This is a genomic window from Leptolyngbya sp. FACHB-36, from assembly GCF_014695955.1.
Lineage (GTDB): Bacteria > Cyanobacteriota > Cyanobacteriia > Leptolyngbyales > Leptolyngbyaceae > FACHB-36.
Window position 1 is genome coordinate 1 of record NZ_JACJPG010000637.1, and the last position, 13,084, is coordinate 13,084.

Genomic DNA, 13,084 nt, shown 5'->3' on the forward strand with positions numbered 1-13,084 from the left:
CGCGTGATTCAGTTCGACAAATTCCGGGCGATCGCCGATGAAGTCGGTGCCTACCTGTTAGCCGACATTGCCCACATTGCTGGACTCGTCGCAACCGAGCATCATCCCAATCCAATTCCCTACTGTGATGTCGTTACGACCACAACGCACAAGACGCTGCGGGGTCCTAGAGGCGGTTTGATTCTGACTCGCGATGCCGAACTGGGCAAAAAGCTAGATAAAGCTGTGTTTCCTGGCTCCCAGGGTGGACCATTGGAGCACGTGATTGCAGCGAAAGCGGTCGCGTTTGGTGAGGCGCTGAAGCCGGAGTTCAAAACCTATTGCGGTCAAGTGATCGAGAATGCGCGGGCGTTAGCTGTTCAGCTACAGCAGCGTGGCTTCAAGATTGTCTCCAACGGTACGGACAATCATCTCATGCTAGTGGACCTCCGCTCGATCGGCATGACTGGAAAGGTTGCTGACCAGTTGGTCAGCGGCGTCAACATTACCGCGAATAAGAATACCGTTCCGTTTGATCCCGAATCGCCGTTCGTTACAAGCGGACTGCGGCTTGGCTCTCCTGCTATGACGACGCGGGGTATGGGTCCAACTGAGTTTGTCGAGATTGGCAACATCATTGCCGATCGCCTGCTGAACCCAGAGGATGAAACCGTTGCGGCAGAGTGTCGGCGACGGGTGGCGGCGCTGTGCGATCGATTCCCGCTCTATCCCCATTTAGCGATTCCAGTTCCAGCGCTGGCATAGTTCCGTTAGACTTCCTTGACAACTCGGTTCCAGTTCGACCGCTTTCTAAGGCATTTGGTTGCTGTTAGAAGGCGGTTTCAATTTTTAGTGATTCATTCCGCCACAATGCGGATACCGTATGGGGGAGGCGTAGAGGTAGAGGGAATTGCCATTCCAATGATTGGTGAATGCAATTTCGCCAATCATGGAAAGTGATTGTATTAACATTTCTTTGCTGACTCCTAACAGAAATGTAGTAGACTCTGCCTGACGTGTGTTTTCAACCCCAGACGTTTACCAATGCCCCAACCGCTCTATCACCTCCTTGCCTTTCTGGTTTCTGCACTGGTTGTTCTTTGGGCAACCCCCGTTGTCAAAAAACTTGGACTTAAGAGCGGACGATTTGATAAGCCTGGCGGACGCAAAATTCATCAGCGCCCTATGGTGCGGTTGGGTGGCGTCGCCATTTTTCTAGGAACGCTGGCAGCTCTGCTCGTGGTTTGGTGGACGGGCGGATTCGGTATCCTGCCACCCAACAAAGAATACGAAGTTTGGGGCGTCACGATCGGCGGCTTGGCGTTCTTTCTAATTGGCTTAGCGGACGATCTGTTTGGGCTATCTCCGTTCACGCGGCTAATTGTGCAAGCGATCGTGGCGGGACTTGCGTGGGCAGCAGGTGTGCAAATTGACTTCCTGACAGTTCCCGGTGCAGGTCTGTTTACCCTGCCGGACTGGATTAGCCTGCCAATCACGATCATCTGGCTGGTCGGCATGGCTAACGCAATTAACTGGATTGATGGACTAGACGGACTGGCGGCAGGTGTGTCTGGGATTGCCGCCGTTGTCATGCTCGTCGTGTGCCTGTTCATGAAACAGCCTGCGGCTGCGTTGATTGCAGCGGCACTTGCAGGTGGCTGCCTTGGCTTCCTCCGCTACAACTTCAATCCTGCCCAGATCTTTATGGGTGATGGCGGTGCCTACTTTATGGGCTTTACCTTGGCGGGCATTGGCGTCATCGGTTTGGTTAAGGGCGTCACGACCGTAGCCATTACTGCTGCCGTCGTGCTGCCGTACGTGATTCTGGCGGTACCGATTCTGGATATGTCAGCCGTAATCTTGGCGCGACTGCGGCGGGGCAGCTCTCCATTCAAGGCAGACAAGCGCCATTTGCACCATCGCTTGCTAAAGGCAGGACTGTCGCAACGTCTAGCGGTGCTGTTTATCTACTCCCTCACGCTGTGGGCAGGTACTCTTGCGCTGGCAGTCACAGGAATGCCCAGCGGACTCGGCTACGCGATCGGCGCTACGGTTCTACTCAGCTTCACCAGTTGGCAAGTTTGGAAAACCTCTCGACAGTCGCAAGCGTAGGCAGGAATGACGAATTTTGAGTTTTGAATTCACTCTCTTATTTGAATTCACTCTCTAGCCTGGAAGTTCATCATTCAAAATTCCTGTGGTCCTCATGTCCCGATCGGCTGAAATCATTTGCGTTGGCACTGAGTTGCTGCTTGGGGATATTCTCAACAGTAACGCTCAGTTTTTGGCACAAGAGTTGGCGAAGCTGGGCATTGCTCACTATTACCAAACTGTTGTAGGCGATAATCCGGGGCGGATTCAACGAGCCGTAGAGATTGCTGGCGATCGATCTCAACTGCTGATCTTTACGGGTGGGCTGGGTCCGACGCCAGATGACTTAACACACGAAACGCTAGCCGACTGCTTCGGAGTGCCGCTGGTTGAGCATCCCGAAGTCTTAGACGATATTCGTCAGAAATTTGTTCAGCGCGGACGGGACATGTCCCCCAGCAATCGCAAGCAGGCACAACTGCCGCAGGGAGCCGCTGTACTGACGAACTCAGCGGGCAGTGCCCCCGGCATCATTTGGCAACCTCGACCCGATCTAACGATTCTGACCTTTCCGGGAGTGCCTGCCGAAATGCAGCTTATATGGCGGGACGTTGCAGTACCCTACTTGCGACGCGAAGGTTGGGTGCAGACAACCATTTACAGCCGCACACTCCGGTTCTGGGGAATTGCCGAATCTACTCTCGCAGAAAAGGTGAGTGCCTTGCTTGATCTGCAAAATCCCACGGTTGCTCCCTACGCCAATCATGGTGAGGTGAAGCTGCGAATTTCTGCGCGTGCCAGCTCTGAGGATGCTGCTCGTGATCTGATTGCTCCTGTAGAGCAGCAGATTCGATCGCTCAGTGGCGCTGACTGCTACGGAGCTGATGACGACTCGCTGGCGATCGTGCTTGGCACACAATTGCAGGCAGCTAAGGCAACGTTAGCGGTGGCAGAGTCCTGCACTGGAGGGGGGTTGGGCGCAATGCTCACCGCTGTTCCCGGTAGCTCGCGCTATTTCTGGGGCGGGGTTATTTCTTACGACAACGCGGTGAAAGTTGGACTGCTAGGCGTAGATCCTGACGATCTCGCGCGTCAGGGAGCGGTAAGCCACGAGGTCGCTCAGCAGATGGCAGCAGGCGTGCGATCGCGCTTAGGAACCACGTGGGGACTGAGTATCACGGGCGTTGCCGGACCCGACGGCGGCAGCGAGACTAAGCCTGTCGGCTTAGTCTTTATTGGCTTAGCAGGTCCGGCGGGCGTCCAGAGTTTTGAGCACCGGTTTGGTGCAGGACGGGGCCGCGAGTGGGTGCGGGACCTGAGTGCCCGGAGCGCGATCGATCATCTACGGCGAGAGTTATTAAGAAATGTAAACTAAATAAGCGATTTCTTGACCATCCGCAGTAATTCGTTAATATCAAACATAAGTACCTAAGCGCCAAGGTTCACGTTTGGCACTCTAACGCTAAGTTAAGAAATTGGGTACAATACCTATAAGATTCAGGTTTTGGCTCACGCTCAGCTTATCTTTAGGTAAGTGTGGGGCAGCAGTCAAACCATACGAAAGGAGCTATCTGTTCAATGGACTACCTTGAGAAGGTGCTTGAAAAGGTCGCAGAGTGGGTTCGTCGGCTAATTGAGGCGATGCTAGGCCCGGAAGCCGAACCGGAGGCTGAACCTATTCCAATTCCTGTTAACGACCCTCAACGTCGGTAGTGTTGGTTGAGCTAAACTCGTTACAGTCATCTTTGGGTCGATCGACTTGCTAAGTATTTTGGTGCTGCACGGACCCAACTTAAACCTTCTGGGCAAACGTGAGCCAGGAGTTTATGGTACAGCAACGCTTGATGAAATTGATTGCTCTCTGAAGCAAGAAGCGGCACGGCTTCAGGTTGCCGTCGCTACCCTTCAGTCCAATCATGAAGGAGCGCTAGTGGATGCGATTCACGCAGCGCTAGAGACTCATCAGGGCATCCTGATCAACGCAGGGGCATACACTCACACGAGCGTTGCGATCCGAGACGCGATCACTGCTGTGAACCTGCCCACGATTGAGGTACATCTAAGCAATATCTATCGCCGTGAGGCATTCCGTCATCACTCATACATTGCCCCTGTCGCGGTTGGGCAAATCAGCGGATTTGGTCCTGACAGCTACCGCTTGGGGCTGTTGGCATTAGTGAACTACTTAAACCAATCCTAGCTGTTAATCGGCTCTGGTTCCCTTCTAGCCCTAAATATGCTTCAATCAAATGGAATTTGATTGGGGTAATGCTGCACCGATGGATGCAACAGTCTACCTAGCCGTGAACGGAACCCTAATGCGGGGGCTAGAACTGAACGGCAACATGCAGTTAGTGGGCGCAGCGTTTGTGCGAGACGCCGAAACTGAACCTGCTTATCGGCTGTGGTCGATCGAGGATCGGCATCCTGCGATGCAGCGTGTCTCTAAAGGTGGATCTGCGATCGCGGTGGAAGTCTGGGCAGTGCCCACTACTGGAATTAGCCAACTCTTGCAGCTAGAGCCTGCTGGGCTCTGCATTGGCAAAGTTCGCCTGTCGGATGGTGAAGAGATCTTGGGCGTCCTTGGCGAGGCAATTCTTTGCGAAGGCAAGACAGAGATTACCGCCTGGGGTGGCTGGCGATCGTACACGGCGAGCTTGGCGAGTCACTCAGACAGCATCGTGGAGGCGACATGACCGACCCAATTGACCCAAGTGCATTTGTAGATGCTGCTGCCGCCTTAATTGGCTTGCCGATTCCTCCTGACTACCGCCCAAGCGTGATTGCCAACTTTGAGCGTATTCAGGCGATCGCCCAGCTCGTCAACGAATTTCCCCTACCCGATGATGTCGAGGTTGGACCAACGTTTGACCCTTAATGAATGAGGCGCTCCTCTATTCCTCATCCCTTCACCCCTCATCCTTTCCTCATGTCCTACCCAGATGCTACCCAAACTGCGGCGAGCGTGCGCGGCGGTGATGTTTCCGCAAAAGCAGTGATAGCAGCAGTTCTGGCGCAGATTGCAGAGCGCAACGCCACTTTGAACTGTTTTACCACGGTGCTGGCAGAGCAGGCGCTAGCGGACGCAGCGGCGATCGATCAGGCGATCGCGCAGGGCAGCAATCCAGGACCGCTAGCAGGCGTCCCCTTTGCCGTCAAAGACTTATTTGATGTGGCAGGAATTTCCACGCTGGCAGGCTCCAAAATTAATGCCGAAAATCCGCCTGCGACGCAAGACGCCACGCTGGTCGATCGTCTGAAACAAGCAGGAGCCGTGCTTGTGGGGGCGTTGAATATGGACGAGTACGCCTACGGCTTTGTCACCGAAAACAGCCACTATGGTCCCACTCGCAATCCCCACGATCTGAATCGGATGACAGGCGGTTCTTCGGGTGGCTCGGCGGCAGCCGTGGCGGCAGGGTTAGTTCCTCTGACGCTAGGGTCAGATACCAACGGGTCAATTCGCGTTCCTGCCTCCCTCTGCGGCATTTTTGGGCTGAAGCCGACCTACGGGCGCTTATCGCGGGCGGGAGCCTATCCATTTGTTGGCAGCTTCGATCATGTGGGACCGTTTGCGCGATCGGTTCGCGACATCGCCCTTGTCTTTGATATCCTGCAAGGACCGGACCCCGCCGATCCGGTTTGTACCGATCGCCTGCCAGACCCTTGCCAACCGCAGCTAGCACGAGGCATCGACGGGTTGCGGATTGCGATCGCGGACGGCTATTTCCAAAGCGGAGCCGAACCCGATGTGCTTGAGGCGGTAGAGCAGGTTGCCAGTGCTCTTGGAACAGCGCAGCGGGTCACGATTCCTGAAGCGCACCGCGCTCGTGCCGCTGCCTTTGTGATTACGGCTTCGGAGGGAAGCAACTTCCATCTAGAGCGGCTGCGGCAGCGTCCGCAGGAGTTTGACCCCGCCACGCGCGATCGCTTCCTCGCAGGTGCTCTGACTCCTGCCACGTGGTATCTGCAAGCGCAGCGATTTCGACGTTGGTATCGCGATCGCATGCGCGAACTGTTTCAGCAGGTGGATGTGATTCTTGCACCCACGACCCCCTGTCCGGCTCCACTGATCGGGCAAACGATGATGACGATCGATGGTCAGGAGGTGCTGCTGCGCCCGAACTTGGGGCTGTACACTCAGCCGCTCTCGTTCATTGGGCTGCCGATTATTTCGGTGCCAGTGCAGCGCCCAGGACAGCTGCCGCTGGGCGTTCAGCTCATTGCAGCACCCTACCAGGAGGCGTTCGTCCTACGAGTGGCGGCGTATTTGGAAGCTCAGGGCGTAGTGTCAGCTCCAGTCCCCTAACCCGGCACGCTCTTTTCTCGCTGCCAACCCTACCTGGACTGCAAAAACAAGTACAGGTAGTAGGTCGCCATTGGAACAACAGTGGCAACCACGAGAAAGCCAACGACCCAAACGGTTGCATTGCTGGATTTTGTCTGCTCTGGTGTGGCAAACGTGCCTTCTACTCGCACCGTATCCTTCACCTGGGGCGGACCGGGATCGGGTTCACCTGACAGAACAGCCGTCAGTCGATCGCTCGCCGCTAACAGGGCCTGGTTGTATTTGTTACCTTCCTTTAGCGGAATCAACACTGTCTCCTGCACTACGCTTTCGGCGATCGCGTCAGACAGAACCGACTTCACTTGCTCTCCGGTGCGAATCGCGGTGTTGTTGGTCAAGTTGTCAATGACAAGCAGGGTTTGATTTGCCTGCGCCTCAGGCGTGGGGAACCACTGCTCGAACAGCTTGTCGGTAAAGCCTTGAATCGTTTCGCCGTAGTCTAAGCGCCGAATGGTGACGAGGTGCACCTCGTTGCCCGTTTGTGCCAATTCCTCAAGCTGCGTGGTGATCTTACCTTCATTGGTGCGGCTGAGGATTTCGGCACGATCAATCACCCACGTTCCATAGGGGGGACGGGAAACCTCGAACACGCTGGTTGCATTTGCCGGGTCTACGATGAGTTGCATTGCGAACATCGTCACCGTGACTGCCAAGCAGAGTCGCTGGAGCACCTTCCTCCAGCCATGGCGCGAATCGAGGAGCCATTTCATAGAGATTTCTACCAAAACTTATTTTTAAAATACTACGTGGATCGTTGAGATGTCGCAAAATCACTTACATTGCTCATCCACCCGGGGGAAGTCTCTGTTCTGGGGACACGCGAATCTAAGGGTGGTCGCTACTCACATTGTGCAGTCATCTCTCAGATGAACAAGGAAGTCTTTATTAATCGCTTGCCCGATCGCGCTATTCCCTTCACGAACCTGCGGTTCACCTGGATCGACGGCTGGCACTATTTCCTCCTCAACGGCACGATCGCTCTTGCGTGTTTGCTGTCGGCAAAGCTGCCGTTCCTAGTGCTAAAGCTAGAGGGGGCGCAGGCATCGCCCGTGTGGTTTCCGGCAGGAGTGGCGCTGGCGGCGCTGCTGCTGTGCGGGCGGCAGGCGTGGACTGGAGTGGCGCTGGGTACCTTCTTGTTTGGGCTGTCATTGAATGTGCCATGGGGCGCAGCAGCGGTTGCCGCTTTTGGTAACACAATTGGCGCGATCGTGGGGGAGTGGCTGCTGCGGCGAATGGCATTTCAGCCACGACTGCGGACTGTGCGAGATGTCCTGGGATTTGTTGTGCTGGCGGGCATGCTATCCCCAGCCGTTAATGCAACCATTAGCACGCTGAACGGCTGCCTTGCCGGACTTTACGGCTGGAATCAGTTTGGTGCGCACTGGTGGACAGTTTGGCTCGGTGACGGCATGGGAATTCTCGTCGTGACGCCGCTGCTGCTGACGTGGGTGGGTAGACCGCTTCCAGTACAGCTACGAACCCTGCTGAAGCACCAACCGCGATCGGCGATTCGTCAACGAGTGATTGAAGCCCTGATTTGGGCAGCACTGCTGTTGGGCGTTAGTTGGCTGGTGTTCCAGTCCACACCCAAAATGTCGATCGCGCACTACCCGCTGGAATATTTGCCGTTTCCGCTGATTATTTGGGCAGCGCTCCGGCTAGGGCAGCGGGGCACGGTTCTGAGCAGTCTGCTGGTTTCGGTGATTGCAATTTGGGGTGCCGTGCAGCACGGCGGTCCGTTTCTGGCGAAAACTTCAGGCGACCTTCCGCAAGCGGTGCTGCTGCTGCAAGCGTTTGTCGGCGTGATTACGGTGACAGCGCTCGTGTTGGCGGCGGCGGTGGCCGAGCGGCAGGAGATCGAAGACCGCCTGCGCGAAAGCGAGGAGCGCTTTCGCGGCATGTTTGAGGGCGCGGCGATCGGCATTGGGCTAGATGATTTGCAGGGACGGATTATAGAGTCCAATCCGGCACTGCAAAGCCTTCTGGGGTACCGCGCCGACGAGCTTCAGCGCCTGACCTTTGCTGACTTCACCCATCCTGACGATATCGCCGCAGATGCGGAACAGTTTCAGGCAATGATTGCCGGAAAGCTGAATGCCTACCAGCTTGAGAAGCGCCACGTTCGCAAAGATGGACAGACGGTTTGGATCCGGCTGACGAATTCGCTCGTGCGCGATGCGGCGGGCAATCCGAAGTACACGATCGGCATGGTGGAGAACATTACGCAGCGCAAGCAGGCAGAAGACGCGTTGCAGCAGAGCGAAGCGCGGTTTCGGGTCGTTGCAGAAACTGCCGCCTGCGCCTTTTTGGTCTACCAGCAAAATCGCCTCTGCTACGTTAATTCAGCCACCGAAGTCATAACGGGCTACACTCGCGAAGAACTGCTGGCAATGGATTTTTGGCAGTTAGCGCACCCAGACTGCCGTGAGATGATCCGTCAACGCGGACTGGCTCGCCAGCGCGGAGAAGCGGTTCCGAACCGCTACGAAATCAAGATTTTGACCAAAACAGGCAGCGAACGCTGGGTGGATTTTAACGCGGGCATGATCGTCTACGAGGGACACCCCGCCGCCCTTGCCACGGCTACAGATATCACCGATCGCAAATTGGCAGAAGGGCGCCTGGAACAGCAAGTTGAGGAGCGCACGGCAGAACTAAAACAGCGAATGCGAGAGCTGCATCGATCGAACCAGGTCAAAGACCTGCTGCTGCACGCGGTTTCGCATGACCTACGCACGCCCGTCCAGGGAATGCGGATGGTGCTGAATGGTTTACGGAATCGATGTCACGATAGCGTGATGCTATCGAGCTGCAAGTTGGATTTGATGATTCAGACGTGCGATCGACAATTGCAGTTGCTGAACTCGTTGCAGCGGGAAGATTCTTGCTGTCAGCACCTGGATGTCTGCCTCAACCGCGAAGCCGTTTCGCTGAGTCAGATGTTGCAGTCAGCGCTGAAGGCGTTGGAGCCGCAGCTCATTTTGAATCAGGTGACGCTGGTCAATCAGGTGTTACCAGAACTGCCCCCCGTTAGCGCCGATCCTGCCCAGATTCAGCGCGTGTTTGAGCAGCTACTCAACAATGCCATTAAGCATAATCCGCCGGGCGGCACTCTGACACTGAAGTCGGAGATCGTCCAGTCTCCCTGCCCCACCACGCCAATGCTGCGGTGCGCCATTACCGACAATGGAGTTGGCATCGGAGCAGAGCAGCGCGATCGCCTGTTTCACCTGTACGTACGGGGCGAGGACAACCGCCGCCTGACGGGAATCGGGCTGGGACTGCACACCTGCCAGCAAATTGTCAGCGCTCACGGTGGACAGATTGGCATAGACAGCGAACTCGGTGAGGGATCTACATTCTGGTTTACGCTGCCGCTAGCGTTGCAGTGAGTCGGGGCAATCACGATCGCCAAAGCTCGATGACACCCGTTGACCGAGCGCTAACGAGTAGTGGTTTGGTCGTATCTGGCAGTGAGCCGATCGCGATCGCGACCACGGCACCCGACCCTGCTGGAGCGCTAAGGCGTTTCCCGGTGCGCGGACTCCAAATGTCTAATCCGTCGCTGCCGGCTATGAGCGATTTACCATCCACGCTAAAGGCAAGGCAGCGCAGCCGACCCGACTCCACAGACAGTGTGCGCTTCAGGCGACGAGTCCGGGTGCTCCACAGCTGCACCACGCCATCCCGACTGCCGCCTGCCAGCGTGCCGCCATCGGGACTAAAGACAAGGGTCGCGATTGCCTCCGTCGGTCCCGTCAACGTCCGCTGCTTGCTTGTGCCCAACTCCCACAGCCGCACCGTTCCGTCACTGTCGCCACTTGCTAGCAGTGCACCATCGGGACTAAAGGCGAGGGCAGTCACGCGGCTCATGTGCTCGTAGAGGCGATCGCGCTCTTGCCCGGTGTGCAAATCCCACAGCAGAATTGGGTCGTAAACGCTGCTGCTGGCGAGCGTGCGTCCATCCGGGGCGATCGCCAGCGCCAGCACCGTATCCGTATGTAGGGTCAGGCTTGCCAATCGCTCCCCCGTGGGTAGACGCCACAAGCGGATGGTTTTGTCGGCGCTGCCGCTAACTAGCAGCGTGCCGTCTGGTGCGATCGCCAGCGCGGGAATGATGTCCAGATGCCCACTGAGACTGCGAATCGGCTGTCCGGTTTGCGCGTCCCAAAGCTTGATCACAGTGCCGCTGCTGCTGACAAGCAGTGGAGCCGTCGGACTGAGGGCGATCGCGTGGAGGCTGCCAGGATTGCGGAGCTGGTGGGCGAGTTGCCAGGGAGAGCGAGAGGTGGGAGGTGGAGAGTGGGGAGTAGAGGGCAGCGCTTGCAGAGCTTGGGACGCTGAGGCATAGCGGCGTTTGAGCCCCGGTTCGATGAGTTTATCGAGGAGGCGTCCCAAGTCGTGGCTGATCGGGGCCTTGAGGTAGCGACGCCAGATCCAGGTGTTTTCGTGTGGGTCGAATAAATCAGCGGGTGACGTGTTGGTGAGCAGGTGGAGGCAGGTTGCGCCCAAGCTGTAGAGATCGCTGGCAAACGTGGCTTTGCCTCTCGCTTGTTCGGGTGCCGTGTACTCAGGGCTGCCGATCGTCGTTCCCGTCTGACTCAGCGCCGATGCTTTAACCGACTTTGCCGCGCCAAAATCAACCAGAACCCAGCGAGCCGCCACCGTGGGCACCGCGCGATCGTACTTATGGCGCAGTTCGTATTTATGACGCAGTTCGTACTTATGGCGCAGTTCGTACAGTACGCGACTGGCATCGGCAACCAGATATTGCCGCTGAGACAATCGCAGCGCGGAATAGCTGGCAAACTGCGCCGACATCTCTTGGCAGCGGCGGTAGTCGGCGATCGCCAGCGCGGAGGGGGGAGACGCCAAACTGTGGCTGAGGAACTCGCTAAACGAATATGGCGGCGTGCTGCGATCGCGAAAGCCCTGCGTCGTCTCTTGCGACAGGGCATGCAGCAGGGCGGTCCAGTCGGGCAGATCCGCGTGAGTCAGCTGGCTATCGGCTGGGCGATCGACCGCAATAATATTGGCGGGTTTGATATCGCGATGGATGACGCCGCGATCGTGAATAAACGCCAGCACGGGCAGCAAACTGGTCAGGAGCGATCTCACCTGCGCCTCGGTAAATGCGCCGTGATGCGCCAGCATTTCCAGCAGCGTTTTGCCGTCGATAAACTCCTGCACGAGGTACTGCTGCTGATCCTGAATCACGTACTCCAACAGCGTCGGAATTTGCGGATGCGTTCCCAGTTCCTCAAGCCGGACTGCTTCTTGCTCGAATAGCTCAGCGGCTTTTTTGCGGTGGCGAGTCCCCTGATTAATCGGCAGAAATTGCTTGATGACGCAGCGAGGTCTGGCAGGCTGCGCCACATCGACGGCTAGGAAGGTTCTGCCAAATCCACCTTGACCGAGCAGAGCGATCGCTCGATAGCGCCGATTTAAGAGCAGCCGTGTGCCACAGGTGCGACAAACCTCGGCACGCTCCGAGTTCTGCGGTTGCTGACAGTCGGGGTTGAGGCACCAACTCATAGCCAAGCGGAAACGTTGGTTACTGATTCCAACAGGTGATGTGTCGGTCAATGCTACCTTACTCTGGCGCTGTCTGATTCGATCGTGCGGCACGCCGCGCGGCACGAATCGCGCAAATGCCCTGAGTAATCAGTGGAGATACGTACGTGAGGTGGGGAACTAGATCGGGCTGGAGCTGGGTGAGGTAGGCATACAGTCGATCGCCGTCGCCCCCCGTCAGCACCACCGCACTCGTAGGGAATTGCTGCCACCAGTTGCGGATGAAGCTCTCTATTCCAGCTAGGACGGTGTGTAGGACGCCGCTGGCGATCGCCGTCTCGGTCGTTTGCGCCCAGCGCGGCGGGAGCGGCGCTGCGATCGTGGGGTCGAGTTCTGGGAGTGCCGCTGTGGACTGTCCGAGCGACTGGAACTGAAGCCGCAATCCGGGCAGAATTGCTCCTCCAACTAGCTGATGCTCTGCGTTCGCACCCGTAAACGTCAGCGCGGTGCCTGCGTCAATCACCAGCACGGGCGCGCCGATCGTGACGATCGCGCCCCAAACAGCCAGCGCGCGATCTAGTCCCAGCGTCGGGTACATTCCCGTCAGCGGCACATCGTCCAAACTCAGAAAATGGGCATAAGGGTACTGCTGCCAGAGAGCGGCTTGGGCTGGGACGACAGAGGCAATAACCAAGTCGGGGGTCGGGCTTGGGTGTGAGCGCTCCAGCGAACGAAGCGAATCAGGGGTGAAGCCGAAGTGAATCAGGTGCTGAACCGCTTCGGCAGAAAGGTGAGGTGTGTTCCAGGTGTGCTGCAGCGTGCTGCCGTGAAACTGTGCCCAGTGCAGACGGGAGTTGCCGATCGCCAGTGCCAGCCACATCTCTGCTTTGGTCACACGAAAAGAATTCCATCAAGTGATGGTTTTAAAGAAAAGTTAACTGAAAACCAAAAGCTATAAAATTTTCTAATAAGCATATTTACTTAACGAAATTTTACAAAAACGGATAAGCGAGGAATAATGGAAGAAAAGAAACCATTGTTGCAGACAAGATTTTTAGAATTTATCAACCGGAGGTAGGTATGGTAGCACTGACTGAGCGTGTTCAATCTAGACTGACCATGCAAACCCTGGAGATTGCCGCAGACACCACA

At 56.6% G+C, this 13,084-nt stretch carries 12 protein-coding genes; 9 read left to right on the top strand and 3 right to left on the bottom strand.

From position 1 onward, the window contains the following. From H6F43_RS19510 to H6F43_RS19540, 8 genes are all read left to right on the top strand, one after another. Nucleotides 1-744 (top strand): serine hydroxymethyltransferase (locus tag H6F43_RS19510; RefSeq protein ID WP_190344586.1); only part of this gene is annotated, 744 nt, incomplete at its 5' end. 279 nt (nt 745-1,023) lie between these two features. Then, the gene (locus tag H6F43_RS19515; protein WP_190344588.1) at nt 1,024-2,091 is read left to right on the top strand and encodes an MraY family glycosyltransferase; all 1,068 of its coding nucleotides are present in this window, start codon (nt 1,024-1,026) and stop codon (nt 2,089-2,091) included. A 94-nt stretch (nt 2,092-2,185) separates the two neighbouring features. After that, the gene (locus tag H6F43_RS19520; protein WP_190344602.1) at nt 2,186-3,445 is read left to right on the top strand and encodes a competence/damage-inducible protein A; all 1,260 of its coding nucleotides are present in this window, start codon (nt 2,186-2,188) and stop codon (nt 3,443-3,445) included. 203 nt (nt 3,446-3,648) lie between these two features. After that, nucleotides 3,649-3,783: a hypothetical protein gene (locus tag H6F43_RS22805; protein ID WP_277879980.1), complete on the top strand. Its 135-nt coding sequence runs from the start codon at nt 3,649-3,651 to the stop codon at nt 3,781-3,783. Between the two features lie 46 nt (nt 3,784-3,829). Then, on the top strand, nt 3,830-4,270 hold the full coding sequence (gene aroQ, locus H6F43_RS19525) for a type II 3-dehydroquinate dehydratase (protein ID WP_190344590.1): 441 nt from the start codon (nt 3,830-3,832) through the stop codon (nt 4,268-4,270). A 79-nt stretch (nt 4,271-4,349) separates the two neighbouring features. After that, the gene (locus H6F43_RS19530; RefSeq protein ID WP_190344604.1) at nt 4,350-4,766 is read left to right on the top strand and encodes a gamma-glutamylcyclotransferase; all 417 of its coding nucleotides are present in this window, start codon (nt 4,350-4,352) and stop codon (nt 4,764-4,766) included. Then, nucleotides 4,763-4,948, top strand: coding sequence for a DUF4089 domain-containing protein (locus H6F43_RS19535; protein WP_190344592.1), 186 nt, complete (start codon nt 4,763-4,765; stop codon nt 4,946-4,948). The genes H6F43_RS19530 and H6F43_RS19535 overlap by 4 nt, the downstream gene beginning before the upstream one ends. Before the next feature lie 51 nt (nt 4,949-4,999). After that, nucleotides 5,000-6,379 carry an AtzE family amidohydrolase gene (locus H6F43_RS19540; protein WP_190344594.1) on the top strand — a complete coding sequence of 460 codons (1,380 nt, stop codon included), beginning with the start codon at nt 5,000-5,002 and terminating at the stop codon, nt 6,377-6,379. 29 nt (nt 6,380-6,408) lie between these two features. Here the strand turns inward: H6F43_RS19540 and H6F43_RS19545 are convergent, their stop codons facing one another. Further along, nucleotides 6,409-7,128 (bottom strand): TPM domain-containing protein, encoded by a 720-nt coding sequence (locus H6F43_RS19545; protein WP_190344596.1) that lies wholly within the window; start codon nt 7,126-7,128, stop codon nt 6,409-6,411. A gap of 156 nt (nt 7,129-7,284) precedes the next feature. Here H6F43_RS19545 and H6F43_RS19550 point away from each other — a divergent pair, with 156 nt between their 5' ends. Next, a complete protein-coding gene (locus H6F43_RS19550) occupies nt 7,285-9,810 on the top strand; it encodes a PAS domain S-box protein (protein ID WP_190344598.1) in 2,526 nt (841 codons plus the stop codon). A 10-nt stretch (nt 9,811-9,820) separates the two neighbouring features. On the opposite strand, the gene H6F43_RS19555 is transcribed toward H6F43_RS19550, so the two are convergent. After that, entirely contained in the window at nt 9,821-11,953 is a 2,133-nt protein-coding gene (locus H6F43_RS19555) for a serine/threonine-protein kinase (RefSeq protein WP_190344600.1), read from the bottom strand. 58 nt (nt 11,954-12,011) lie between these two features. Beyond that, a complete protein-coding gene (locus H6F43_RS19560) occupies nt 12,012-12,827 on the bottom strand; it encodes a pantothenate kinase (RefSeq protein WP_199290468.1) in 816 nt (271 codons plus the stop codon). Nucleotides 12,828-13,084 lie beyond the last annotated feature (257 nt).